The organism is Bacillus sp. GW823-FHT06B01, assembly GCF_058952315.1.
In genome coordinates, this window is sequence record NZ_JBXAHR010000001.1 from 70,484 (window position 1) to 95,401 (window position 24,918).

23 protein-coding genes and 1 pseudogene are annotated in these 24,918 nt (G+C 34.1%); 18 read left to right on the forward strand and 6 right to left on the reverse strand.

Annotated features, from left to right (window positions below):
- Nucleotides 1-71: 71 nt before the first annotated feature.
- Complete coding sequence (locus AC1Q8N_RS00390) at nt 72-1,445, reverse strand: sensor histidine kinase (protein ID WP_493520987.1); 1,374 nt, start codon at nt 1,443-1,445, stop codon at nt 72-74.
- On the reverse strand, nt 1,442-2,116 hold the full coding sequence (locus AC1Q8N_RS00395) for a response regulator transcription factor (RefSeq protein WP_098079613.1): 675 nt from the start codon (nt 2,114-2,116) through the stop codon (nt 1,442-1,444). The genes AC1Q8N_RS00390 and AC1Q8N_RS00395 overlap by 4 nt, the downstream gene beginning before the upstream one ends.
- Nucleotides 2,117-2,292: 176 nt before the next feature.
- On the opposite strand from AC1Q8N_RS00395, the gene AC1Q8N_RS00400 reads away from it, so the two are divergent.
- Both AC1Q8N_RS00400 and AC1Q8N_RS00405 read left to right on the forward strand, forming a co-directional pair.
- Nucleotides 2,293-2,763, forward strand: a complete 471-nt coding sequence (locus tag AC1Q8N_RS00400; RefSeq protein WP_048544827.1) for a lipoprotein — start codon at nt 2,293-2,295, stop codon at nt 2,761-2,763.
- Nucleotides 2,764-2,783: 20 nt separating this feature from the next.
- Nucleotides 2,784-3,107 (forward strand): PepSY domain-containing protein, encoded by a 324-nt coding sequence (locus AC1Q8N_RS00405; RefSeq protein ID WP_098706667.1) that lies wholly within the window; start codon nt 2,784-2,786, stop codon nt 3,105-3,107.
- Nucleotides 3,108-3,368: 261 nt separating this feature from the next.
- Here AC1Q8N_RS00405 and AC1Q8N_RS00410 read toward each other — a convergent pair whose 3' ends face one another.
- Nucleotides 3,369-3,701: a DUF1904 family protein gene (locus AC1Q8N_RS00410; RefSeq protein WP_001120967.1), complete on the reverse strand. Its 333-nt coding sequence runs from the start codon at nt 3,699-3,701 to the stop codon at nt 3,369-3,371.
- Nucleotides 3,702-4,382: 681 nt separating this feature from the next.
- Between AC1Q8N_RS00410 and AC1Q8N_RS00415 the strand changes: the two genes are divergently transcribed.
- The 6 genes and pseudogenes from AC1Q8N_RS00415 (at nt 4,383) to AC1Q8N_RS00440 (ending at nt 8,293) form a co-directional block, all read left to right on the forward strand.
- The gene (locus AC1Q8N_RS00415) at nt 4,383-4,571 is read left to right on the forward strand and encodes a DUF4177 domain-containing protein (RefSeq protein ID WP_000272493.1); all 189 of its coding nucleotides are present in this window, start codon (nt 4,383-4,385) and stop codon (nt 4,569-4,571) included.
- A 471-nt stretch (nt 4,572-5,042) separates the two neighbouring features.
- Entirely contained in the window at nt 5,043-5,483 is a 441-nt protein-coding gene (locus AC1Q8N_RS00420; RefSeq protein ID WP_098706572.1) for a DUF7018 domain-containing (lipo)protein, read from the forward strand.
- A 91-nt stretch (nt 5,484-5,574) separates the two neighbouring features.
- A complete protein-coding gene (locus AC1Q8N_RS00425; RefSeq protein ID WP_048543670.1) occupies nt 5,575-6,057 on the forward strand; it encodes a hypothetical protein in 483 nt (160 codons plus the stop codon).
- A gap of 418 nt (nt 6,058-6,475) precedes the next feature.
- On the forward strand, nt 6,476-6,922 hold the full coding sequence (locus AC1Q8N_RS00430) for a MarR family winged helix-turn-helix transcriptional regulator (RefSeq protein ID WP_098643241.1): 447 nt from the start codon (nt 6,476-6,478) through the stop codon (nt 6,920-6,922).
- A 32-nt stretch (nt 6,923-6,954) separates the two neighbouring features.
- Nucleotides 6,955-7,218 (forward strand): annotated as a pseudogene (locus AC1Q8N_RS00435) (acetyl-CoA carboxylase carboxyl transferase subunit alpha); the annotation flags it as partial.
- Nucleotides 7,219-7,633: 415 nt separating this feature from the next.
- Nucleotides 7,634-8,293, forward strand: a complete 660-nt coding sequence (locus AC1Q8N_RS00440) for a protein kinase family protein (RefSeq protein ID WP_048543632.1) — start codon at nt 7,634-7,636, stop codon at nt 8,291-8,293.
- 362 nt (nt 8,294-8,655) lie between these two features.
- Here the strand turns inward: AC1Q8N_RS00440 and AC1Q8N_RS00445 are convergent, their stop codons facing one another.
- The gene (locus AC1Q8N_RS00445; RefSeq protein ID WP_048543633.1) at nt 8,656-9,033 is read right to left on the reverse strand and encodes a hypothetical protein; all 378 of its coding nucleotides are present in this window, start codon (nt 9,031-9,033) and stop codon (nt 8,656-8,658) included.
- 104 nt (nt 9,034-9,137) lie between these two features.
- Entirely contained in the window at nt 9,138-9,491 is a 354-nt protein-coding gene (locus AC1Q8N_RS00450) for a hypothetical protein (RefSeq protein ID WP_098048359.1), read from the reverse strand.
- Between the two features lie 371 nt (nt 9,492-9,862).
- Here AC1Q8N_RS00450 and AC1Q8N_RS00455 point away from each other — a divergent pair, with 371 nt between their 5' ends.
- From AC1Q8N_RS00455 to AC1Q8N_RS00465, 3 genes are all read left to right on the forward strand, one after another.
- Nucleotides 9,863-10,024, forward strand: a complete 162-nt coding sequence (locus tag AC1Q8N_RS00455) for a hypothetical protein (RefSeq protein ID WP_000441003.1) — start codon at nt 9,863-9,865, stop codon at nt 10,022-10,024.
- A 283-nt stretch (nt 10,025-10,307) separates the two neighbouring features.
- Nucleotides 10,308-10,694, forward strand: a complete 387-nt coding sequence (locus AC1Q8N_RS00460; protein ID WP_116443090.1) for a DUF1259 domain-containing protein — start codon at nt 10,308-10,310, stop codon at nt 10,692-10,694.
- Nucleotides 10,695-10,979: 285 nt separating this feature from the next.
- On the forward strand, nt 10,980-11,624 hold the full coding sequence (locus tag AC1Q8N_RS00465) for a YwbE family protein (RefSeq protein WP_098080028.1): 645 nt from the start codon (nt 10,980-10,982) through the stop codon (nt 11,622-11,624).
- A 275-nt stretch (nt 11,625-11,899) separates the two neighbouring features.
- Here AC1Q8N_RS00465 and AC1Q8N_RS00470 read toward each other — a convergent pair whose 3' ends face one another.
- A complete protein-coding gene (locus tag AC1Q8N_RS00470) occupies nt 11,900-12,493 on the reverse strand; it encodes a hypothetical protein (RefSeq protein WP_098080026.1) in 594 nt (197 codons plus the stop codon).
- A 475-nt stretch (nt 12,494-12,968) separates the two neighbouring features.
- Between AC1Q8N_RS00470 and AC1Q8N_RS00475 the strand changes: the two genes are divergently transcribed.
- From AC1Q8N_RS00475 to AC1Q8N_RS00505, 7 genes are all read left to right on the forward strand, one after another.
- Nucleotides 12,969-14,447 carry a DHA2 family efflux MFS transporter permease subunit gene (locus AC1Q8N_RS00475; RefSeq protein ID WP_098080024.1) on the forward strand — a complete coding sequence of 493 codons (1,479 nt, stop codon included), beginning with the start codon at nt 12,969-12,971 and terminating at the stop codon, nt 14,445-14,447.
- Nucleotides 14,448-14,952: 505 nt separating this feature from the next.
- Nucleotides 14,953-18,150, forward strand: coding sequence for a bifunctional P-450/NADPH--P450 reductase (gene cypD, locus AC1Q8N_RS00480; protein ID WP_493520988.1), 3,198 nt, complete (start codon nt 14,953-14,955; stop codon nt 18,148-18,150).
- A gap of 706 nt (nt 18,151-18,856) precedes the next feature.
- Nucleotides 18,857-19,807, forward strand: a complete 951-nt coding sequence (gene bla / locus AC1Q8N_RS00485; protein WP_064475781.1) for a class A beta-lactamase — start codon at nt 18,857-18,859, stop codon at nt 19,805-19,807.
- 191 nt (nt 19,808-19,998) lie between these two features.
- Nucleotides 19,999-20,685, forward strand: a complete 687-nt coding sequence (locus AC1Q8N_RS00490; protein WP_048559889.1) for a response regulator transcription factor — start codon at nt 19,999-20,001, stop codon at nt 20,683-20,685.
- Entirely contained in the window at nt 20,682-21,758 is a 1,077-nt protein-coding gene (locus AC1Q8N_RS00495; protein WP_064475780.1) for a HAMP domain-containing sensor histidine kinase, read from the forward strand. The genes AC1Q8N_RS00490 and AC1Q8N_RS00495 overlap by 4 nt, the downstream gene beginning before the upstream one ends.
- Before the next feature lie 254 nt (nt 21,759-22,012).
- Nucleotides 22,013-22,774: an ABC transporter ATP-binding protein gene (locus AC1Q8N_RS00500; RefSeq protein ID WP_000595171.1), complete on the forward strand. Its 762-nt coding sequence runs from the start codon at nt 22,013-22,015 to the stop codon at nt 22,772-22,774.
- Between the two features lie 16 nt (nt 22,775-22,790).
- Nucleotides 22,791-24,620: an FtsX-like permease family protein gene (locus AC1Q8N_RS00505; protein WP_000897827.1), complete on the forward strand. Its 1,830-nt coding sequence runs from the start codon at nt 22,791-22,793 to the stop codon at nt 24,618-24,620.
- The last annotated feature ends 298 nt before the right edge of the window (nt 24,621-24,918 follow it).

The following is a 24,918-nucleotide window of genomic DNA, read 5'->3' on the forward strand; positions in this document are numbered from 1 at the left end:
TTTAAAATGCGTCGGTTACTTTTATATAAGGATTGAAGAATCTTTATTCTGGGGCTACAAACATTTATAAATTATGCTCGTTTTTCAATTGGTAGTTTAAATGTAAACGTACTGCCTTCTCCTAATTTACTTTCAACCGTAATTTCTCCTCCGTGTAGTTCGACAATCCATTTTACCATCGACAATCCTAAACCTGTGTTTCCGGTGCTTGAAGATGTTCGTGCTGCGTCAACTCGATAGAAGCGGTCCCATATTTTCGTAATATGTTGCTCACTGATGCCTATGCCATTATCGGAGACTTTACCTATTATGTTGGTTCCATCGCGGAACAATTGCATATTCACGGTGCCGTTCGCTTTGCTATAAGCAATCGCATTCGTTAGTAAATTCATTAATAAACGCATCATCAATGTTTGATCTGCTTTCATAAACAGGTCTTCCTCTATATGAGTTATTATATCAATCGAAGATTCTTGAACCATTAATGAAAGCTCTTCTACAACGATTTCCGTTAATTCACTCATATTGATACATTCAAATTGGAAAGTGTTATGGTTTTCTTGGTCAGCTCTTGCTAATAATAAGAGTTGTGAGATTAGCGCGGACATTTTACGTGATTGCTTTAAAATTACTTCTAACGATTCTTCCATTTCTTTCGGATTATTCCTCAGCGATAAAGCGTATTCGCATTGTGAAATAATAACAGATGTTGGTGTTCTTAATTCATGAGATGCGTCAGATGTAAATTGTTTTTCACTTTCAAATGATGTTTCCAATCGCTCAAACATTTTGTCAAAGGTTTGTGCCAAATGATACATTTCGTCTTTCGGTGAACCTTGTAAATGAATTCTCTTGGAAAGGTCTTTACCATCACCAATTTTACTAGCTGAATCACTCATTTGTTGCACAGGTCGAAACGCTCTTTGCGTAATAAAATATCCTCCCACTGCGGCAATGAGAATAAGTAATGGAAATGAGATGAGTGTTACCACGATAAGCGTATTCATCGTTGATGATAATTGGTTCATGGTCATAATTCCGCGAACCCAGACTTGCTCATCGCCGCCTGCATTATGGAGAAAATCATATACAATCCATTCTTTATTACCGTCTTTAATGGTTTGTATTTCATCGGATTTAAGCGATATCTTTTTATTAAAGCTTGTTGGACTATTTCCTGCCAGCAGCTCACCTTGTTTATTATAAATAATGATATTTACTCCATCTTCTAAGGGTTCAAAATCATCGTCCATCTTTAATTGTCCATGCTTATATTCAATATCTTCCATGCTTTCTTTTACTGTGCTCTTCAATTGATCTTTCATATTAAAAAGCAAAACTTTATCTGAAGAAGTTAAAATAAAAGCTAACACGAGTGCCATAATAATTACAATTAGCCCTGTATACCACAGGGTTACTTTCATTTTGATTGATAGTCTTTTCATGATTCTACTCGCAATACGTAACCAGTTCCTCGTATTGTATGAATTAACTTCGTTTCAAACTGGCTATCAATTTTTTTACGAAGATAGCGGACGTAAACATCAATAATATTCGAGCCACCTTCATAGTCGTAATTCCACACATGTTGCTCAATTTTATCTCGTGTCAACACAACGTCTTTATTACGAATCATATATTCTAAAATAGCAAATTCTTTACTGGAAAGAGTGATAACTTGGCCTCCTCTTGTTACTTTATGCATATTGCAGTCTACCACTAGGTCAGCGATTTCAAACACATTAGATGTGCTTCCTGTTTTTCTTCGCATTAACACTCGAATTCTTGCTAGCAGTTCGTCAAAAGCAAACGGCTTTACTAAATAATCGTCCGCACCTAAGTCGAGTCCTGTTACGCGATCATCAATTGTATCTTTAGCTGTAAGAAGCAAGACAGGAGTTGTATTATTATCCGCGCGTAACCTTTGTAATACTTGTAAACCATCTATTACAGGAATCATAATGTCAAGCACAATCAAATCGTAGGTAGCCATGTTTATATAATCTAAGGCATCTTCGCCATTCCCACATGCATCGACACTATAATGTTCTGCATTTAATCGTTTTACTAATATATTTTGTAAGTCTTGTTCATCTTCGACAATAAGAACTCGCATTAACATTCTCCTTTTCTTCTTATTAATATGTATCACTATAATTCCAAAACATTAAAGAAAGATTAGAAACTATTTAATTATATCATTTTATTTTTTTGTACATTAATCTTCCTTTAATGTTTATTCAGTAATATAAAGGCAAGGATAAGGTGCACATGTAAAGGGAGGAAAACAGAATGAGAAAGTGGATGTTGATTGGAGCAATGTCTTGTTTATTCTTAACAGCTTGTTCTACTCAAGCTGATAACAATACAGAAGTACAACAACTGAAAGTGGAAAATGATAAATTGCAAAAAGAAAGTTCTCAACTACAACAAGAACTACACAAAACAGGGCCTGCTGTGAATGATACGAAGCAAATACAAGATTTTAAAAACGAAGTCACATCTATCGTTGAAAAGGCAAATAACACGAAACCAGTTGGAGCTAAAGAAGAAAACTTAAATACGTACTTAACAGCAAAAAAAGAAATTGATCAATTAGATGACAATATAGATCTATCTGATAATCAGCTTGAAGCAGATTATCGTGCTGGAACGATAACTGTTGAACAATATGAAACGCAAGAAAGAGAACACGATATACTAGAAGATCAATTAGAGCAAGCAGAAAATGCACTTGAAGCAAGATTCGGAATAGATGATTAATCATGAAGGAGTGGATGAAAATGTTAAAACATAAAAAGAAAATAATGATAAGTGTAATTGCTATTTTAGTAAGTGGTATTGCTATTGTTGGTGGATATTATGGCATGGGTTACAATTATGCCAAAAAGAACGAAAACTATACAGAGAAACAAGTTCGTGAAATTGCTTTAGCTCATACAAATGGAGAAATTATTAATGTGAAAAAAGAATTCGAATTAGAAGATGACAAATTAGCGCAATCTACATTTGAATATGAAGTGGAAATCAAAACACCTGATAATCTGTTAAATAGTTTAAAAGTTAGTGCTAGAACAGGTACAATAGAAATCGATAATGAGGATTAAAAAAATATCGCATATTTGAAAAAACTCCTAACAAAATTTGTTAGGAGTTTTTTCATGTTTATACACTACTATTTTAAAAGGGGGACCGCTACAACACAAGCTAATATTTTGATGTCCCCAAAAACAAAAATTTAATCTTTTCACAGTTAGTTGTCTATGAGAATTGAGTTCATTTTATTGTGTTTGGATATTCGCTTTTCTTAGCATGATGGCAATGTGGTTCTACCCCTTATAAATGTTACAAAAATCTTTTAAATAGCTCTAACTTGCACAATGCTTCCCGTTAATATAATACGCTGATTCTGTGAAAACCGTAAATACAACCTCTACTTCTGGAAGTCCAAAATCCATTACATATGTAGTAATGGCCTTGGCAAATCGATCACGAATTTCCTGTCCGCGCTCGAACCATTTCACTTCAATAAGAGGAAACGCTTCTATTTCTTCTCCATTGAATACAAACGTAGAACTTGGTAGTTCCAACGTAAAATTATCCGTACCACACTCACAAATCTCTGCGAGTTCTTCTACTAATGGCTTGCTTATGCGTTTTAATTGTTCAGTAGTAATTCCACGAAATACAACATGTGGCATATGAATCCCTCCGTTAAATAGCTTTATATTTGCTCACATCATAACACAATTTATTTTACTGCACTAACATCTATTGGTACATTTCAATGACATTCTTAAGAATGATCATATGTTATTGAAGCAATACATGTATTGTAACTATTTAAAACATTTGAGAGCTCAGTAATTGGGTAAATAAAAAAAGCCTTATCATTCTCTCTGTAAGGAAGCATGAGGGAAGGCCTCTGTTAGGAAAGGGATAAGTGCGCTTATATATTTTAAAAAGAAAAGACACCCTAAGGTGCCTTCCTCCGACTTGATAACCACTTTAATTTTAATAACATTGGATTCCCATCCGAATACTGTTTTACTATGTTAAGTAATGTTGGTCATTGAGAAAGTCAAATACGTAGTGTTCATATATAGTGACACCTAGGAGGATGCAAGATGTAATACAGTTTTTTATTTATCCAACAACAAAAAAGAATCCTAAAACCGTGCCGGGATAGGAATGTATAAAAAAATGCATAGATCGATAGAACAAAGAAAGGAGGTTCCCTTGTAAGGAGAAGATGCCTCCTTGTCCTTGCTACTGATAATGATGCGTTATGTTAACTGCATATGTATAGAGTATACAGTCAAAAAAGTACAATACATCGCTTCTTCTAAATGGTACAATTAGGGAAAAAGGGGTGGAAGAATATGTATGATTATAAATTTGTGAAAGTCGAAATTGATGGATGGAAAGGGCAACCCAAAGAAGATTATAAGCGTATTATTATAGAACATGCTGAGGATGGTTGGGAATTTGTTCAAGTCCTTACGCTAACACTCGCAGGATATACGACTTCTTTGGAGATTATCTTCAAACGAACCAAAGAACTTCTTTAAAAAACGAAAGAGGTTTGCCTTAACTAACATACAAAAATAACTGGAATATTTTGGGGTCTAATTGTTCTCGATTTAACTTATAAGACAAATAAGCTAATATTAATCAACTTCCGATATCGATAATTATGTAAAATCATCTGTCCACATGGACAGATGATTTTATTTTTCGGCATAGCATAGATTATTTTGAAAAATGCTGACGGTATCCTAGGGAGCATAAAAAGCAACAAAATATTAAACTTTAGAAGTTGAATAAAGGATTATTAAAAAAGTATATGGAGCCAGATACTTTATAATTGTGATACATATTTTAAGGTTGTTAGAACACTCAAAATTTATCGTAAGAATCGCTATTTTTTTATAGTCTATTTACGTAATTTATGTTATGGTTTCATATGTTAATTACTTACAATTTTTTAGGGGTGTAGGGGTTTGAAGGTAAAGAATCTAGTATTATTAGCATTTTCACTTATGTTTGTAGCAGGGGGGGCAGCAGGGTGTACTACAAAGGAAGACATTTATGCAGGTAACCTACTCCAATTAAATAAAGAGTTTAACACTATTATTGAAGATCTAGCTATAGCTGAGGAAAAGGGGTATAGTTCTGAATCATCCAAAGATGAGTTTGAAGAGAAATTTAAACAAGCAAAGTCAGTTACAGCACAAATGAGAAGATTAGCACCAAGCTCAAAATATAAAGATGTATATAAAAAGGTATCTCAAGCAACTACAATGTTAGATAAATCTTTTAATAAGCAATTAGACGCCATTAAAAAAGAAGATTCAACCAAACTTAAAGAAGCTACAGACGGTATGAACGAACCATTTGACAAGTATTTAGAGGGGATAAGTGATGTAAACGATATATATTTAAAAGAGATTGAAAACATTGCTGAAACAATAGGAAAATAGGTAAAATAAATGATATTCGTAGTGCCGAATAAAATGGAAACAAATAAAAAAGTGGGAAGAATAGAAAAAGCATTCTAAAACAAAGGGGTATATGTCAATGAAACGTAAGATTTTATCTTTTTTAGTAGTTCCAATGTTAATGTTAACCGGGGTTGGATGTGAGACTAAGGTTAAGAAAGATGAAGCAATGGAAGCTTCTGTTAAACAGAATAAAAAAGAAGACTTCAATAAGAACCTAGCATATTTAATGAAAGATTTCTCCGAACAATCTAAAGAAATAGACGGTATTGTAAAAAGTAGCAAGTCAATGAAGAAAAAGTCAGAAGAGTTAAAAGAAGTATCTAAACCTTATTTAGAGTTAGTGGAAAAAATAAGTAAGTTAGAGTATGAAGTAAAAGATCACCCAGTACAACATAATGTAGGTTTAGCGATGATTCATGTAAAAGATGGGGTGGAAATCATACAAGAAGGTTTAGATAAGGGGAAAGAATATGAAGTTGATGGTGGGGTTGAAAGATTAGAGACTGCTTCTAAGTTAATAGATAAAGCAAACAAAGAATTGAAAAAATCCTAACTATAGGGGAGTGTGTTAAATCTATAGGCTATCCTATAATTAATGGATCCTAAAGCTTAATACCATTTAAAATACCGGTTCTTATTAGAACCGGTATTTTAAATGGTATTATTTTGAAGTACACACTAAATGAAAATTCTCTTTCTCTACAATTAGTTATTTTGAGAATTCAACTCATTTTTTCTTTTTGGGTAGTTTTATTTTCTTAGCTTGATTGCGATGAGCGGTACCCCATAAAGGCCCCTGATACATAATTGATGTTCTGCCATTTGTAGAAAACAATCCACTTATACCATTTTAACAAGAAGAAATATCTCGTCCATGTTGTAATATTGGCTTACGTTAAGCTTGTGAAAAAAACATATTCATGTATAATACAATTGATGTATGATACATTAGTTGTAGGAGGGTGACCTTTTTGAAAAGAGAAGATGCCTTAAAACTAAGAACAGATATTAAGAAAATGATTATAATAACTGGGGTTTTTGAATCTCAAAATTTGCCCAATGGACCATTTGAAAAACCTTTACCAACTTCTCAAATGATGGCGTTAGAGGAACTAGAGGTGGAAAAATTAACTGTTTGGCAACTATCCAATAAACTTAGATTAGAGACTTCAACTGTAAGTAGATTGGTAGATAAGTTAGTAAAAAAGGGGCTTATTTATCGTGAAGTAAATGAAAAAAATAGAAGAGAACTTTTTCTGCACCTCACAGAAAAAGGTCACATAACTGTTAATTGCTTAAGAGAGCAATCCATTGCATTTTATCAAAGTATTCTCAATAATTTATCAGAATCAGAACAAAAAATAGTTGTGGATGGTTTTGAATTATTTATTGATTCTATTTCTAAGCCTTTTAATTAGAGTGAGGTAAGTCATAACATTTGGAGGATAAAATGAGTTTGCATTTTGAACGTCCTATTATTGAATTAAAAGAGAAATTTGATGAATTAAAGAAAATTATGAAAGAAAATAATGTAGATTTATCGTCAGAAATTCATGAATTAGAAAAACGTTTAAATAAAATGCAAGATAAAATTTATTCTAATATTACACCTTTTCAACGAGTTCAAATTGCAAGGCTACGTAACCGACCCACGACATTGGACTATATACCTTTATTGTTTACAAACTTTCTCGAACTTCATGGTGATCGAATCATCTCTAAAAAAATTGATACTATTATCCTCGGAAGAGCTTATACAACAGCGGTATGAAAAGTATAGACAAATAGAGAATTATAAATGAAAATATTTAAAGTCCGTATTACATTTCGGAGGATTCTCGCAAAAAAAATTTAAATATTTTGTAAGTAACCTCTTAAACTGGGATATGCTGATACTATTACTCTACAAAAGATGTGTGATCGGTATGGAAAAGGAAAATTTGTTCAAATGGAAGCATTATCACATACCCATCAACTTAAGAAATTGATTGTTCCCCAAAACGAAAAAATGAGCTGAATTCTCATAAATAACTGTAAAAAGGTGAAAATTTCGTTATGGGGGGTATCTCAAAAGCTTAGGTTGATGGCAATGGGGTGGGCCCCTTTTTAGCAAAACCGGAGTGGAAATGATGAGTATAAACAATTTTGTGAGATTGATAAAGGACGAATTATTAAAAGAGGTAAGCATTAGAAGTGAGGATGAATTCGAGCCTGTAGTAGTTAAAGATATTCCTAGACTTTGGAAGTGTTTAGGGATAGGTAATTATGCCGCAGTATTTATGCATAAAGGATACAAAAAATGGGTAGTGAAAGTTTATGCACGAGAAGGAGAAGGAATTGAAAAAGAGTCAGAAGTATACCGAAGAATCGGAAATCATCCTTCTTATTCGAAGCTTATATATAAAGGAGAAAATTTCATAGTATTGAAACGTTTAAAAGAAATTACCTTATACGATGCTGTTCATAAGGGGATTAAAATTCCTAAGCAGGTGATCCTTGATATCAATGAAGCTTTAGAGTATGCAAGAGAACAAGGATTAACTCCTTGTGATGTTCACGGGAAAAATGTGATGATGGAAAACGGAAGAGGGTATGTAGTCGATGTATCTGACTTCTTGAAAACAAAAGAAGATAGTAAGTGGAGAGACCTAGAAAAGGCATATTTTACATTTTATTTGCCTTTCATTTATAAATTTCCTTTCCCTATTAAAATACCGTATTTTATGTTAAACATTGTTAGACGTTCGTATAGAAAATATAAAAAGCTTAAAAAGAAATTCAAATTGTAAAAAGACCACATACTTATCTTTAAGTTAGATAAGTGAACCACTAGTAAACAAAAGGACCGTACATTTTAGTTATGTCTAATATGTACGGTCCTAATTTTATAACTTCATGAAGTAATCAGTAAGCTTTATATTTCCTTTTTCACACAATTACTTATTTTTTCTTCAAGCCCTCTATACTTTTTACTCTATCTTTTCAATTCTTCTTTCAAGAAAAGAAATGACGGCATTTTGATTGTTCTCGTTTTGTTTAAACCTAGAGCTTTTTCTTGTTTATTTCGCAAGAATTGATGCGTTCTTTGAGCTCTGTATGGTTATACAGTGTGGTTTTCTCCAGCTTCTTTCTGTCACACTTTTGAAGTTAATTATATTTTTCTACGTACGAAATAAAAAGATAAGGCCCCCATAATAACAGGTGCAACGAAATCAAAGAAATGAGAAAAATTAAAAGGAAAAAGAAAAAGAAATGGTATAAGTGTATAGATAACTGCTTGTCCTATAAATACAGGAATTCCGAATTGAAATTCTCTACATCGTTTGACTTTCCTGTATAACACTTCCCCAATTAGACAAGCTACAAGAGCCGGTATACTACCATAAGTGACGATCGTTTTAATGAATCCTAATACAACGTTCGGGTGAATAAAGCTAGGATGAGAAATATATGAAATCAAGAACCATCCAAAAATAAAAGCAAACAGACTTGCAGCATAACTAATTACAAATTTTATCAACGTAATCATCCTCACAGTTTTCTAATATGAACTCTATCGTATGACATGAAATCCTATTATTAGTAGTAAGAAAAAAGCGGATCCCTACTCTAAAAAGGCATCCACTCATCCTGCTATACTTGTTTTATTTTCTTTGCTCTAGCAAACTTCCAAAAAGCTGCAAGTAGTATGAGCAGCGGTATTCCCTGAATAAAGAGAAATCCTCCGAAAAAATAAAGTGCACGACTAACTAGAGGAGGAGCTGTTGCCGACTCACCCGCGAAATAAGCCCCATAATTAGCCGCTACACCTGCATAATCAGCTATCCCACCTATAAGAAAAGCCGCTGGAATTATGATTAAATTTATCCCTAAACAGATCATTATTGAAGATAGGTTTTTAGCCTTAATTTTTGGTGAAACAGACAAGAAAAATAAGAATATTGCAGTGCCGTTTATAAGAAGTAGTGTTATTACAAAAATCCCCATAATATCCCTCCATGATTTTAATTGTACCATCAGCAAGGACAACTTTGTGTAAATTTGGATGAATAGGGTCTTCATGTGAGGTTAACATAACGTCTCATTAACAGTAGTCAATGATGCATATAATTTTCGTTTTTGCTTTCTTTTCTGAGCTGGATGGCGGTGGGGTGAGTCATAGATTGTGGAACACATTCCTAAGTTATTATAATATGAAAAAATGAAATTCACCCTCTGCAATTCATTCAAATGGTTCAATCTTCGCATCTTATGAATTCCCTGATAGTGCTAAACATAAGCAAAATAATTAACTATCCTATGCAAGAAAGTTAGGCTAGTTAATCGCATATGTTTTATTGAAGGGATGTGATTGAAATATGGAACGACCGAATTGGGGAATTGGAGGATTAGTATTTGTTGGCTGCATGTTTCTTGGTGGAGGAGTGGGATCTATATTAGGCGATACGCATGCTGGATGGCTAATAGGGATGGGGGCTGGATTTATTGGGATGGCTTTAACGAGACTGATCAGAAAGTAATATAATGGGATTCTGCTCCCAGTAAATAAGGAAATATGTATGTAATTCATGGCATAATAGCTTTATAAATTATAGTTAGAACCTTCTCTTTTTTAAATTTCTCCATACATAGATATGATTCTCAAGTCGGAGGATGGCACCTTAGGGTGTTTTTTTTGTTCTCTAAAAATGCCTTACCATATAATAGACTTCGATAATATTTTTTGTAATAGAATAGATTCATTACCGTTTCAGACCTCAGTATTCATTCATAACCTAATAATAAAAGGGGATGATTCAAGGTATGGCGTTTAATGATGAATTAGTTTGTCAACAGTTTGCAAGAATTATCGGTGGCCAAGAAGGGTTCGCCGGTGGAAAATGCGTGGCTACAATAAATCGGGATGAAATACAAGCAACTATCTTAGGGAAACGTTTTAGAGTAACAACTTCCTTCTCATTCGAATCACGAGATAATAAAACTGGACGAGCATTATGTTTAGGACGGGTAGCGCTATTGCAAAGAGAAGTCAATGGGTTTGTTGCTACAATTATTAAACAAGGAATAATCGTTTCGTCTATACACAATGAGTGGTTATGTGATGAGCCGAATTTAATTTACGTTAATATCGAAGACGTTGATGATCCGCTAAGCTTTGCAAGGAAAGTTAGAAAAGCGTTATGTAATTAACCAATCTATTTAGTTAAATGAGCGATATAAAAGGATCTTTAATTGAAAGATCCTTTCATACATAAGATGAATGTTTTTCCTTGTATTTCATTAATTAAGTTCACTTGATTAACAAACGAACGTAATTCCTATGCACGAATCGATATAATAATTTCCGCTTTTATTGTAGAGTCAGTCTTTTAGTAGAAAATGAAATATACGACAAATTTTGACAAAGAAAGGCTTATATTTTTGTTATGCTATGAAAGTTATTGATTTGTAATGTATATATAGGAGGATTTTTTAATGTTAAAGAAATTGTTATTCTTTGTAATTTTGAGTTTGTGTGTAATGTCTTTAAGTGCTTGTAAAGGTGATGAAGAAAAATTAAAAGTGGCATCGGATGAGCAAAAAATAGATGAAGATAAAAAAGTAGCGGAGGAAGAAAAACGTAAGCAAGAAGAGCAACAAAGAGTAGAAGAAGAGAAGCGTAAACAAGAAGAGCAGCAAAGAGTAGAAGAAAAACGTAAACAAGAAGAGCAACAAAAAGCAGAGGAAGAAAAACGTAAACAAGAAGAACAACAAAGAGCAGAAGAAGAGAAGCGTAAACAAGGAGAGCAGCAAAGAGTAGAAGAAGAGAAGCGTAAACAAGAAGAGCAACAAAGAGTAGAAGAAAAACGTAAACAACAAGAGCAGAAGACTCAGCAACAACAGTCTATACAACAAGAGAGAACACAAAAACAAGAAAAAACAACACAAGCAACAGGTGGGAAACCAACAAGATCACAAATTTCAGTTGGTTCACATGTAGTTATTCAATTAGATAATGACTATAGTAAAACTGTAAGTGGTGTTGTGAAAGACATTTTAACACATAGTGAAACACATACATACGGCATTAAAGTTCGATTACAAGATGGACAAATTGGCCGTGTTCAAAGTGTTAATTAGTGAAAAAAGATTTGACTACTTTTTAAATAAATAAACGCTACAAAAAAACGGTTCTTTCGTAAAGGAACTGTTTTTTTTGTAGCGTTTTGCTTAGCGTACGAAATTTGCGTTTTGTTCATGTCACCACATCTCTATCAAGTTATCACATACAAGGTAATAGATGTTTTTTATGATTTGAAAGGAGAGGAAGCGAACTTGGAGGGAGTATGTTTGAGAAGATTAAAGGAAATGTTTTTTTGTTCTGGGTTATGGACTTATTCGCCTGTTCTAATTAACTAAAAGAAGAACTTTCCCATACCGATTAGACTACTAAGCATTCCAATTCCATTCATGGTGCCTTTTCCTACTGTCAGTAAGTTTCCAAGCATTCCTGGCTGACCGTTATTCCCCCATCCCATAGGACTTACCTGTCCTCCCCATCCTGGAGGGTTTCCAAAAATACCCCAGTTATTATTGGTATTAAAATTAAAAGCTTTAGCTGGTGGCGATAGTAAAGCGGCGAGATGACCTTGTGCGAACATCCCTGTATGATTGAATGGTTGAGCCCAGGGTAAGGGAGGTTTTTGGAAATTACCTGCATGGCCTGGTAATGGAGTCCAATTAGCAGGATGTCCTTGGGGCATCATCCCTGCATAATGGATTGGCTGATCTAAAGAGAAGGGAGGGGGCTCGGGATTGAAACCCGTATAGTTGGCTGGTGAATCCCAACCAAATGGATAGACTCGACAACTCCAATTCTCAGGAATCTTCAAATCATTCATTCCCTCAGCTTTAGCTATTTGGGGCTGTAAATATAATGATGACATTGCAATTTGGTTATTATATTGCTCTCCATTTCCCTCTGAATTCAAATACCAATATTGGTGCATAAGTTTATTCCCCTCACTTTAAAAATGTAATATTAGACTTAGCCTATGTAATATTCCTTTTTATGGATGGTTACATAACTAGATTTACAAGCCTGTATTTAAAGGAATAGGTGTATTGACTTGTTAATGTATCCCGCAATTTGTGGGCTATAAGACATCACCACCTCAAAATTCAGTGAAAGCGGCTGCCTGTAAAAGCACCACTGATTAAAGTTTCACTTTATTTTAGAAGGGTATTTTTAATTGCTCCTTTTGTTTAATTCAGCCTAATTTAATTTTGGTTAACAAACGTGTTTATAAAGGTTTAATCAGTAAAAAAATTTTAACATTTTATGTCGAGCAAGTAGAATTACTAAAAAGAGAATATCCATTCGAAGAGTTTGGCAAAATACTGAAAGGATCATGTATTGTTGTGCAGATATGCAAACGATTTGAACTAATTAATGGAATTTATAATGAAGGGGTAAATGAATATATGAGTGAAACATTACATAAAAGAAAGCCACCATATTTAATGCTTGTAATCCTTTTTATTGGGGCATTTGTTTCATTTCTAAATAACTCGCTTTTAAACGTAGCTTTGCCATCAATAATGAAGGATTTAGACATTCAAGATTATTCAACGATTCAGTGGCTTTCTACAGGGTATATGCTTGTAAGTGGTGTATTAATTCCGGCATCAGCATTTTTAATAACCCGCTTCTCCAATAGGAGTTTATTTATTACATCTATGTTGATTTTTATTCTTGGTACGGCTTTAGCGGCTTTAGCACCGAACTTTAGTTTATTACTTACTGGCCGGATGGTTCAAGCAGCAGGTTCTTCAGTCATGGGGCCTTTATTAATGAATATTATGCTAGTAAGCTTTCCAAGAGAAAAAAGGGGAACAGCGATGGGGATTTTTGGGTTAGTTATGATTACAGCTCCAGCAATTGGACCGACACTATCGGGTTATATTGTAGAATATTATGACTGGCGTTTGCTTTTTGAAATGATTTTACCGTTAGCAATCATTAGCTTACTGTTAGGGGTTTGGAAATCGGAGAATGTCATGAGACAAAACAAAAATGCAAAACTTGATTATCTCTCATTACTATTATCTTCTGTCGGTTTTGGCGGTTTGTTATATGGATTCAGTTCTGCAAGCTCCGACGGTTGGACGAATAAAGTTGTTTTAACAACCTTAATTATAGGCGCTATTGCCCTAATTACTTTCATTATCCGTCAATTAAAAATGAATGAACCGTTATTGGATTTACGTGTTTACAAGTACCCAATGTTTGCACTTGCGTCTGTAATTGCGATTGTTAACGCGGTGGCCATGTTTTCGGGTATGATTTTAACACCAGCTTATGTACAAAACGTCCGCGGTATTTCACCGCTGAGCTCTGGGCTGATGATGCTTCCAGGTGCGGTAATAATGGGGATTATGTCACCAATTACAGGTAAACTATTTGATAAATATGGCCCTCGTATTCTTGGTATAGTAGGACTTTCCATTACAGCCGTTTCAACTTATATGCTAGCAAATCTGCAACTCGACTCTAGTCACACGCATATTATTCTTATTTACACGCTGCGGATGTTTGGGATGGCGATGGTGATGATGCCGCTTATGACAAATGGCCTTAATCAATTGCCAACTCGCTTAAATCCGCACGGTACAGCTGTTAATAATACAGCTCAACAAGTATCCGGTTCAATTGGTACTGCTATTCTTGTTACGATTATGAATTCTGTAACAAAAACAAAAGCTGAAAGTTTAATGGCTGATGTAGATCCAACAACCTTCACAGAAGCTACGAAGGCAATGTTAACTCAGAAGGCTTTATTATCCGGAATTCAATATTCATTCTATGTAGCGCTTGGCATGAATATTGTTGCACTACTATTAGTTTTTTTCGTTAAACGTGTAGATACAAGCGCAGAAGCTGTCGAGAGGTTAAATCGGTAGAGTAAAATAAAACTTTAGATCATGACTCCTATAAGTTTTTACTGTTTAGTTAGACTATGAAGAAATGCGAACTTCTGCTGCTAAGGCGCAGGTATTTAAATTTGGAAAAGAATCAGTGAAATAATTATATATAGTAAAAAGGATCTGATATTCATATCAGATCCTTTTTCATTAGCAACACAGTATACTTACTTATCGTATTTGTTTGAATTGACATTAGAAACTACTGGTTTTCCTAATACTACAATCTTTAGCTCTCAATTTCTGATAAACATTATCATAATACACTTCATTTTAATTTAGTATTTTTTCTGCAAGTTATAAAGGTAATAGAGACAAACAACTTAGATTAACAACCTGATAAGCAGTATCATAATCGTGAATAGTTAGGGAAAAGATAAAATAAGGTAATCAATTACATATCTTTATCCCAGGCGATTCATTGCTATCTTCTTTTTATTGAATGGGATATTTTATTTTATGCTTTTTTGAAAGGGTGTTTTTAATGGATAAAAAAGTATCTGCCATTCCTCAACCGAAAACATATGGATTGCTGGGGAATCTCCCATTAATCGATAAAGATAAGCCGACCTTATCTTTTATCAAGATAGCGGAAGAGTATGGTCCCATTTTTCAAATTCAAACTTTAAGTGATACCATCATTGTCGTTTCTGGGCATGAACTGGTAGCAGAAGTCTGTGACGAAACAAGATTTGATAAAAGTATAGAGGGTGCTTTAGCGAAAGTTCGCGCCTTTGCTGGAGACGGATTATTTACAAGCGAGACTCATGAGCCTAACTGGAAAAAAGCTCATAATATTTTGATGCCTACATTCAGCCAACGAGCAATGAAAGATTATCATGCTATGATGGTCGATCTTGCCGTACAACTCGTTCAAAAATGGGCACGGCTTAATCCGAATGAAAGCGTAGATGTACCGGAGGATATGACTCGCCTTACATTGGATACAATTGGTCTATGTGGTTTTAATTATCGATTTAATAGCTTTTATCGTGAGACCCCTCATCCTTTTATTACTAGCATGAGCCGTGCTCTAGATGAGGCGATGCACCAATTACAGCGGCTGGATATAGAAGACAAACTTATGTGGAGAACGAAACGTCAATTTCAGCATGATATTCAATCTATGTTTTCCTTAGTGGATAATATTATTGCCGAACGTAAAAGTAGTGGAAATCAGGAAGAAAATGATTTGCTTTCCCGTATGTTAAATGTGCAGGATCCGGAAACTGGTGAAAAATTAGATGATGAAAATATTCGTTTCCAAATTATCACTTTTTTAATAGCTGGGCATGAAACAACAAGTGGATTATTATCTTTTGCAATCTATTTTTTATTAAAGAATCCGGATAAATTGAAAAAAGCCTATGAAGAAGTAGATCGGGTTTTGACAGATCCTACTCCAACATACCAACAAGTTATGAAACTTAAGTATATACGGATGATTTTAAATGAATCGCTACGTCTATGGCCTACTGCTCCAGCATTCAGTCTCTATGCAAAAGAAGATACAGTGATTGGTGGGAAGTATCCAATTAAGAAAGGAGAAGATCGTATTTCTGTTCTTATTCCACAGTTACATAGGGATAAAGACGCGTGGGGAGACAACGTGGAAGAATTCCAACCTGAACGATTTGAAGATCTGGATAAGGTTCCTCATCATGCTTATAAGCCATTTGGAAATGGTCAACGGGCATGTATCGGTATGCAGTTTGCACTTCATGAAGCTACACTCGTAATGGGAATGCTTCTTCAACATTTTGAATTCATTGATTATCAAGACTATCAGCTGGATGTAAAACAAACATTAACGTTAAAGCCTGGTGATTTTAAAATTAGGATTCTACCCCGAAATCAAACTATTAGCCATACTACTGTTCTTGCGCCTATAGAGGAGAAACTGAAAAACCATGAAACCAAGCAGCAAGTTCAGAAGACTCCTTCTATTACTGGGGCCGATAATCTTTCACTTCTTGTTCTATATGGATCGGATACAGGGGTAGCAGAAGGTATTGCAAGAGAACTGGCAGATACAGCTAGTTTAGAAGGTGTTCAAACGGAAGTGGTAGCTCTTAACGATCGAATTGGAAGTCTGCCAAAAGAAGGGGCGGTTCTTATTGTAACTTCTTCTTATAATGGAAAACCACCAAGTAATGCAGGGCAGTTTGTGCAATGGTTGGAAGAATTAAAACCGGATGAGCTAAAAGGTGTTCAATACGCAGTCTTTGGTTGTGGAGATCATAATTGGGCTAGTACTTATCAGCGAATTCCAAGATACATTGATGAGCAAATGGCTCAAAAAGGAGCAACAAGATTTTCTAAACGCGGGGAAGCGGATGCAAGTGGTGATTTCGAGGAACAGCTCGAGCAATGGAAACAAAGTATGTGGTCTGATGCGATGAAGGCATTTGGATTGGAACTTAACAAAAACATTGAGAGAGAACGCAGTACATTAAGTTTACAATTTGTTAGTCGTCTTGGAGGATCTCCTCTGGCGCGAACATATGAAGCGGTTTATGCAACTATACTAGAAAATCGAGAGCTTCAATCATCTAGCAGCGAAAGAAGCACACGACATATTGAGATATCTTTGCCAGAAGGTGCTACGTATCAAGAAGGAGACCACCTTGGGGTGCTGCCAATTAATAGTGAGAAAAATGTCAACCGAATTTTAAAACGCTTTGGATTAAACGGGAAAGATCAAGTCATATTGAGCGCAAGTGGGCGTAGTGTAAATCACATACCTTTAGACAGTCCTGTTAGTTTATTTGACCTTCTTAGTTATAGTGTAGAAGTGCAAGAAGCAGCCACTCGAGCACAAATACGAGAAATGGTGACATTCACAGCATGCCCTCCTCATAAAAAGGAATTGGAATCATTATTGGAAGAGGGAGTTTATCATGAACAAATATTAAAGAAACGTATGTCAATGTTGGATCTTCTTGAAAAGTATGAGGCTTGTGAAATCCGATTTGAACGCTTTTTAGAACTTCTTCCTGCGCTCAAACCGCGTTACTATTCTATTTCAAGCTCTCCACTCGTTGCACAGGATCGCCTGAGCATTACGGTTGGTGTTGTTAATGCACCTGCATGGAGTGGGGGAGGGACATATGAAGGAGTCGCTTCTAATTATTTAGCTCAGCGTCATAATAAAGATGAGATTATTTGTTTCATTCGAACGCCACAATCAAACTTTCAATTACCTGAAAATCCAGAAACACCAATTATCATGGTTGGACCAGGTACTGGAATTGCACCATTCCGTGGATTCTTGCAAGCGCGTCGTGTTCAAAAGCAAAAAGGTATGAACTTAGGACAAGCACATCTATATTTTGGTTGTCGTCATCCTGAAAAGGATTATCTTTATCGTACAGAACTAGAAAATGATGAAAGAGATGGATTAATTTCGTTACACACAGCTTTTTCTCGCCTAGAAGGATATCCTAAAACATATGTACAGCATTTAATAAAACAAGATAGAATCAATTTAATTTCGTTATTAGATAATGGAGCTCATCTTTATATATGTGGTGATGGAAGTAAAATGGCTCCTGACGTAGAAGACACCCTTTGTCAAGCATATCAAGAAATTCATGAAGTCAGTGAACAAGAAGCAAGGAATTGGTTGGATCGTGTGCAAGAAGAAGGGCGATATGGAAAAGATGTTTGGGCTGGAATATGAATTTTTCTTAATTAGATAAGTAATATGTAACGAATGAACTTCTTTCGAATAAGTGTTAATTAAAAATAAAAAAATCCCGTATTTTTATTGAATACGGGATTTTCTTATTTTTAATAAGCGGGACTGATACCGTAGAAAAAGAAAAAATCTCATATGAAATCAAAGCTATATAATCTTAGCTTGATGGGCAAGGTGTTAACCAATTTCTTGACGAAATTTGAAATTTAAAATAAACTTTTGCACACTGGCTGAACAGTTTTTAGCATAGTGTCAAATCGCTGGAGGAATGTATCAAATTAGGTATACCTTCTATGAAATTAAATAGGGTGATAATTATTACAAGTGGATTAGGTTTCTTGTGAATTTTAAATTAAAGGTCTTATCCAAAGTTGAGAAAAATCCACATACCCAAAATATTTCATCTTAATATTCGTTAAATCTGATGAAAAAGGAATTTGACGTGTATCATAGTATAAGGGAATCGTAATAGAGGATTCTATCAGTTCTTTTTCAAGATTCTTATTTATGGAACAAAATTGTTACTTAGGTTGTCTATTAAGTATACGTATAAAACAGGTGTTCATGATAGTTCGCTCATTTTATGAAAAGTGAGACGCAAGAAGAGTGATATCCGATACACGCTTTAATTGTATCGGTATGTAAACACCTAGAAAAACCATATATTCTTGAAAGAGGTTGAAAATGTATGATAGTCTTAAACAAGTTTTTTAACATGTTACATTACAAAAAGATAGTACCTGTAGTATTTCTTTCATGTGCAACGCTTATAGGCTGTTCTGATAGTAATACTCCATCTGAATCACCTAAACAAACGAAACAAACAAATCAAATCAAACAAGAAACTACTGGTAATGATTCTTTTGCTAAACTTGAAAAAGAATTTGATGCTAAACTCGGTATTTATGCATTGGACACTGATACGAATCAAACCGTTACTTATCAATCAGATGAACGGTTTGCATACGCATCTACCCACAAAGCTTTAGCTGTGGGAGTACTTTTACAAAAGAAATCAATAGAAGATCTAAATCAAAGAGTTTTGTATACTCGTGAAGATCTTGTTAATTACAATCCAATTACAGAAAAGTATGTTGATACAGGTATGACTCTGAAAGAGCTTGCAGATGCTTCCCTTCGATATAGTGATAATACTGCACAAAATCTTATTCTTAAACAATTAGGTGGACCTAGTGAATTCAAAAAATCACTGAGAGAAATAGGGGATACCGTTACAAATCCTGAACGTTTTGAACCAGAGTTAAACGAAGTGTATCCAGGAGACGCCCATGATACTAGTACCCCAAAGGCATTAGCTACTAGTCTTCAGGCTTTTACGCTAGGAGATGTACTTTCAACTGAGAAACGGGATTTATTAATAGATTGGATGAAAAGGAATACTACGGGAGACAACTTAATTCGTGCTGGAGTTCCAGGAGGATGGGAAGTAGCTGATAAGACTGGCTCGGGATCTTATGGAACCAGAAATGATATCGCAATTATTTGGCCACCAAATAAAAAGCCAATTGTTCTTGCGATACTTTCTAATCATGATAAAGAGGATGCTAAATACGATGATAAGCTTATTGCAGAAGCAACCAAAATAGCGTTAGATGCCTTAAAAGCTAAAAATAAATAATAATAGTAATTAGTTATTGAAATTTTCCTGTTTTTCCGTCACAATACTGTGACGGTCTTTTTGTGTATTTTACAAAGAATCGTCTTAAGTAAAGAAAAAAGATAGAAACAATCTCTATTAAGTTTATTAATTAATTAACAACAAATATATGCTTTATTGGATACTTATTGCATTTAATGTGGAGGAATAAAATGGAGTCAAAAATTCTTATTGTTGATGATGATAAAGAAATTAGAAATCTTATCTCTGTATACCTGGAAAATGAAGGCCTAAAAACTCAAAAGGCAGAAGATGCTATACAAGCTTTACAACTGTTAGAAGAAAAGGAATTTGATTTGATTATTTTAGATATTATGATGCCGAATATGGATGGCATTGAAGCATGTATGAAAATTAGGGAAGATCGTAATATGCCTATCATTATGCTATCTGCAAAATCTGAGGATATAGACAAAATTCAAGGTCTAGCCTCTGGCGCAGACGATTATTTATCAAAGCCGTTTAACCCATTAGAATTAATCGCTAGAGTGAAATCCCAATTAAGAAGATTTAAAAAATACAATACGCCAATAGAGCATAATAAAAGCATTCTAGAAATTGGTGACTTAACCGTAAATACAGATACATGTCAAGTATGGGTAAGAGGAAAAGAAACAAGGTTAACTCCAAAAGAGTTTGCTATTCTCGAATTACTTGCCCGCAACAAAGGGATTGTCCTGAGTGTTGCAAAAATATATGAAGCAGTTTGGAAAGAGGTTTTTTATAAATCAGATAATACCGTCATGGTGCATATTACAAAAATAAGAGACAAAATTGAAGAGGACTCTAAACATCCTATTTATATTAAAACTGTTTGGGGAATTGGATATAAAATATGAAGAATGTTAGTTTTAGAAATAAGATCATTATAAAACTTCTTGGTGCTGTTGCAGTTAGTTTTTTTATTTCATTTGGTTTAACAATCCTCATTTTGGCATACGTTATAGATCCATTATTTATAAAACACGAAGAATTTGGTATGTTTGAATTCAATTTGGTATTGTTGTTCTTATTCGCGTTCGCAATCTTTAACTTTATAATAATTTTTTTGATATTGGTTCGAAAGAAAATAGCATATTTGAAGCTCATTTCGGATAATGTAAATGATATTGCAAATGGAAAACTGGGTTTGACAATTGGGATTAAGGGGAAGGACGAATTGACCCAACTTGCTCAAAATATCAACTATATGTCCAAGGAATTGGAAAATACATTTGAACAAGAAAGACGATTGGAACGTACAAAAAATGAACTTATCACCAATGTATCTCATGACTTACGCACACCGTTAACATCTATTATTGGCTATATAGATTTATTAAAAAGAGGGCAATACAACAGTAAAACACAATTACAGGAATACCTTGAAACCACTTATTCAAAGTCACAGAGACTGAAATATTTAATTGATGAGCTGTTTGAATATACTCGTTTATCAGGCGTAGATGCTAAGTTAAATCTTAATGAAGTTGATTTATCAGGTTTGTTGGAGCAAATAGTTGGAGAATACATTCCTATATTTGAAAAGGAAAGCTTAATCGTTCAAAAATCAATTACACAAGAAACAATACCTATCTTCATAGATGTAGAAAAAATGGTACGTGTATATGAAAATCTGTTTATGAATGCGATAAAGTACAGCATGAAACCATCCGAATTATCCGTATGTCTTGAATTAATGGATAACAAAGCAATTTTGAAAGTGTCAAATAAAGTCGAGAAACCGCCAGTTAGTGATCCAAATAAATTGTTTGAAAGGTTTTTCAGGGGGGACAAGGCAAGAAAAGATGACCAGGGAAATGGTCTGGGGCTTGCTATCTCAAAAAGAATTGTTGAACTTCATCATGGTAATATACATGCAGAATTTAAAGACGGCTGGATGTCCTTTATTGTTGAACATCCAATTAAATAGAATGGCTTATGGAATTATAGATTCCATAAGCTTTTTTTATAAAAACTTAAGAAATCTTAAGGATTTTATGGGGTGTTTCCTAATTTTCATAGTTTATCATGGGTGTATTCAAAGTGATGGGGTGAGTGAAGAAGATAAGATGAAAGTTTTCATAGTAGTATAAGGGTGGATGCAACATGACTATTTTTTTAGTAGCAAATAAAAATAGTAGCTTATTGTAATGAAATAGAAAAAACAAACGTAGGAGGATATATATGATAAAACCAGTTGTAGATGTAAAAAACATTCAAAAATTGTACGGTAAAAAAGGTGAGAATCAATCACACGCGTTAAAAGGTGTATCATTCTCGATTCAAGAGGGAGAGTTTGTTGGTATTATGGGGCCTTCTGGTTCTGGTAAAACAACATTATTAAATGTAATTTCAACGTTAGATACAGCAACGGGCGGTATTGTTGAAATTGCAGGTACGGATATTACGAAAATGAAGCAAGGTGAGCTTTCTGATTTCCGTTCGCAAAAATTAGGATTCATTTTCCAGGACTTTAACTTATTAGAGAATTTATCTATATATGAAAATATTGCACTACCACTTTCCCTTCAAGGTGTTTCATCTCGTAATATTGGAAAGAAAGTAGAAAAAGTAGCTGATATGTTAGGCATTACAGCAATACTTCAAAAGTATCCTTCTGAAGTATCTGGTGGACAAAAGCAGCGTTCTGCAGCAGCACGTGCGTTAGTGCATGAACCTGCTATTATTTTAGGGGACGAGCCAACTGGAGCTCTAGATTCCAAAAATGCAACGAGTTTACTTGATGCCATGACAAGCCTAAATAAAGAGCAAGGTGTATCCATAATGATGGTTACGCATGATCCTTACAGCGCAAGTTACTGCCAGCGTATTTTATTCATTCAAGATGGTGAGTTATATAAAGAACTTCATCGCGGTGGTACCCGTGAAGAATTCTATAAAGAAATTTTAGACGTGCTTGCAAACTTGGGCACACAAAAAGCGTAAGGAAGGAAGTTCAATCATGTTATTTAAGCTTTCTATGTCAGGCCTAAAAAGTAAGTTGCAAGATTACATTGTTTTACTTGTTGGTCTTATTGTCTCTATTTCAACTTTTTATATGTTTCAAACGCTAGCATCCAATAAAACGTTCCTTGAATCTAACTCTTCTATTAGGGATATTGTGTCTGTATTTAAAATTGGTTCCTTTTTGTTAGCGGTTATCACATTTTTCTATATTTTATATGCAAACTCTTTCTTATCAGCTCTTCGTCAAAAAGAATTTGGTATGTATATGATGTTAGGAGCAAAAAAGCATAAAGTTACCTTACTTATGTTTATCGAAACAATTATATTAGGTGCCACATCTCTTTTGATTGGAATTACAATTGGTGTTGGACTTGCAGAAGGTATCGGTCAGCTATTAATGAAACAACTCGAGTTTGCTGGCGAAGGTTATAAAGCACTTTATCTGCCATCTATAGCTATTACTTGCGTCTTCTTCTTTGCACTATTTGTATTATCGGCAATTATGAATAGTATTAAATTATCTCGTATTTCTGTACTGCAACTTGTACATGCAGATGAACAAACAGAACGTGTTGCCATAAAAGGAAAAATGACCGTTGTAATTGCATTTCTTGGTATTCTTTTATTAGGTATTGGTTATGCATCACTGATTTATATGTCATATGCAAATTCGCTAATTGTTTTGGGATTAATGGCCGTTGGATTAATCTCAGCAACCGTTGGTACTTACCTAATATTTGGATCACTTCTCCCAGTTATGATTAACAAGCTAAAGAGTAATAAAAAACGTAGTGAAAAAGGCCTCAATGCTTTTACTTTTGCACAATTAAATTTCCGCATTAATGGTCTAACAAATGTGCTTGCAACAGTAGCAATCTTAGTGGCTCTTGGTGCTGGTGGAATTGCTTGTGGTATGGCATTTAAAAACAACATCCTAAAAATGACAGATCAAATAAGAATTTACGATTCAGTCATTCATAATCCAACAGCGGAAGAAAAGACAATTTTGGGTGGTATCTTATTTCAAGAAAAACTTGAATATCATTACAAAGTGGATGATAAGTATGTTTATTATCTAAAAGAAGATTTAGAGAAAAATCGCCCTTTTATACAAGGTTTGAAAAAAGAGAAAGTTTCAGAGGGATTACCAATTGGTGCCTTTTCAATAAAATGGGTTAAAGGAGAGACGGACACAAAACAATGGATCCAGGCTTTCAGAACGATTCAGCCAGAATATGTGAATCCTGATTATGAAATAAAAATTGTAGACCAAAAAATATACGATGGTATGAAGGGTAAAGAAAGTACTGTGTTCATTGGGAAAACAGATGATTTTGGAGCATACATAAAAGAATGGAAAAAACTTGATGAATTACAGATAGCGAAATATAAAAATGTGAACGCAGAAGAATTGCATAGTAAGTATCAAACATATAATATGAGTCATGGTTTTGCCAGCGGAATAATGTTTATGGGTTTCTTCGTTGGAATTGCATTCTTAGCAATGATGGCAAGTTGTTTAATGTTTAAAGTTCTGTCGGGAGCATCAAAAGATGTAACACGTTATCAAATGCTTCATAAAATTGGTGTCCGCCGAGAATTATTAACAAAATCAATTTATAAAGAATTATTCTTCATATTCTTATTCCCAGCAATTGTGGGGATTACTCATATATTAGTTGGTATGAACATGTTTAGCCCTCTTTTAATCGATCCGTACTCTCGCATTTGGTTACCACTTGTTATTTTTGTAGTGATTTACTCGATTTACTACTTGATTACAGTTCAATTATATAAAAGAATTGTACTTCCGAAAGAGAAGTAATAAGTATATAATTTTTAACTATAGATCGTTCAATATTTTCGACTTAATAATTTAAGAATTGGATCAGAAATACTTAAAAAGACCTAAAACTAATTGTTATTGTTTTGGGTCTTTTATATTTAAAAACGCTGATTTTATTTTAGAATTTCTAGTCTAAATAGTTTGGAGTTTCATGTCCTTGTACAACAAAAAAGGGGAGTAAAAAGACATGAAAGTAGGAACTTATTTTATAGTGTAAAATGCTGAATTATCTACAGATACATTGCATTTAGTACCCATTTTCTTGTCTCGATATATG

Excerpts from the sequence above, each read along its gene's own strand:
- AC1Q8N_RS00470 (WP_098080026.1), bottom strand. The coding sequence starts at position 12,493 with ATGCACCAATATTGGTATTTGAATTCAGAGGGAAATGGAGAGCAATAT.
- AC1Q8N_RS00410 (WP_001120967.1), bottom strand. The coding sequence starts at position 3,701 with ATGCCACATGTTGTATTTCGTGGAATTACTACTGAACAATTAAAACGC.
- AC1Q8N_RS00400 (WP_048544827.1), top strand. The coding sequence starts at position 2,293 with ATGAGAAAGTGGATGTTGATTGGAGCAATGTCTTGTTTATTCTTAACA.
- AC1Q8N_RS00445 (WP_048543633.1), bottom strand. The coding sequence starts at position 9,033 with ATGATTACGTTGATAAAATTTGTAATTAGTTATGCTGCAAGTCTGTTT.
- cypD (WP_493520988.1), top strand. The coding sequence starts at position 14,953 with ATGGATAAAAAAGTATCTGCCATTCCTCAACCGAAAACATATGGATTG.
- bla (WP_064475781.1), top strand. The coding sequence starts at position 18,857 with ATGATAGTCTTAAACAAGTTTTTTAACATGTTACATTACAAAAAGATA.
- AC1Q8N_RS00440 (WP_048543632.1), top strand. The coding sequence starts at position 7,634 with ATGAGTATAAACAATTTTGTGAGATTGATAAAGGACGAATTATTAAAA.
- AC1Q8N_RS00475 (WP_098080024.1), top strand. The coding sequence starts at position 12,969 with ATGAGTGAAACATTACATAAAAGAAAGCCACCATATTTAATGCTTGTA.
- AC1Q8N_RS00425 (WP_048543670.1), top strand. The coding sequence starts at position 5,575 with ATGTCAATGAAACGTAAGATTTTATCTTTTTTAGTAGTTCCAATGTTA.
- AC1Q8N_RS00455 (WP_000441003.1), top strand. The coding sequence starts at position 9,863 with ATGGAACGACCGAATTGGGGAATTGGAGGATTAGTATTTGTTGGCTGC.
- AC1Q8N_RS00390 (WP_493520987.1), bottom strand. The coding sequence starts at position 1,445 with ATGAAAAGACTATCAATCAAAATGAAAGTAACCCTGTGGTATACAGGG.
- AC1Q8N_RS00415 (WP_000272493.1), top strand. The coding sequence starts at position 4,383 with ATGTATGATTATAAATTTGTGAAAGTCGAAATTGATGGATGGAAAGGG.
- AC1Q8N_RS00395 (WP_098079613.1), bottom strand. The coding sequence starts at position 2,116 with ATGCGAGTTCTTATTGTCGAAGATGAACAAGACTTACAAAATATATTA.
- AC1Q8N_RS00405 (WP_098706667.1), top strand. The coding sequence starts at position 2,784 with ATGTTAAAACATAAAAAGAAAATAATGATAAGTGTAATTGCTATTTTA.
- AC1Q8N_RS00505 (WP_000897827.1), top strand. The coding sequence starts at position 22,791 with ATGTTATTTAAGCTTTCTATGTCAGGCCTAAAAAGTAAGTTGCAAGAT.
- AC1Q8N_RS00460 (WP_116443090.1), top strand. The coding sequence starts at position 10,308 with ATGGCGTTTAATGATGAATTAGTTTGTCAACAGTTTGCAAGAATTATC.
- AC1Q8N_RS00490 (WP_048559889.1), top strand. The coding sequence starts at position 19,999 with ATGGAGTCAAAAATTCTTATTGTTGATGATGATAAAGAAATTAGAAAT.
- AC1Q8N_RS00500 (WP_000595171.1), top strand. The coding sequence starts at position 22,013 with ATGATAAAACCAGTTGTAGATGTAAAAAACATTCAAAAATTGTACGGT.
- AC1Q8N_RS00465 (WP_098080028.1), top strand. The coding sequence starts at position 10,980 with ATGTTAAAGAAATTGTTATTCTTTGTAATTTTGAGTTTGTGTGTAATG.
- AC1Q8N_RS00420 (WP_098706572.1), top strand. The coding sequence starts at position 5,043 with ATGTTTGTAGCAGGGGGGGCAGCAGGGTGTACTACAAAGGAAGACATT.
- AC1Q8N_RS00450 (WP_098048359.1), bottom strand. The coding sequence starts at position 9,491 with ATGGGGATTTTTGTAATAACACTACTTCTTATAAACGGCACTGCAATA.
- AC1Q8N_RS00495 (WP_064475780.1), top strand. The coding sequence starts at position 20,682 with ATGAAGAATGTTAGTTTTAGAAATAAGATCATTATAAAACTTCTTGGT.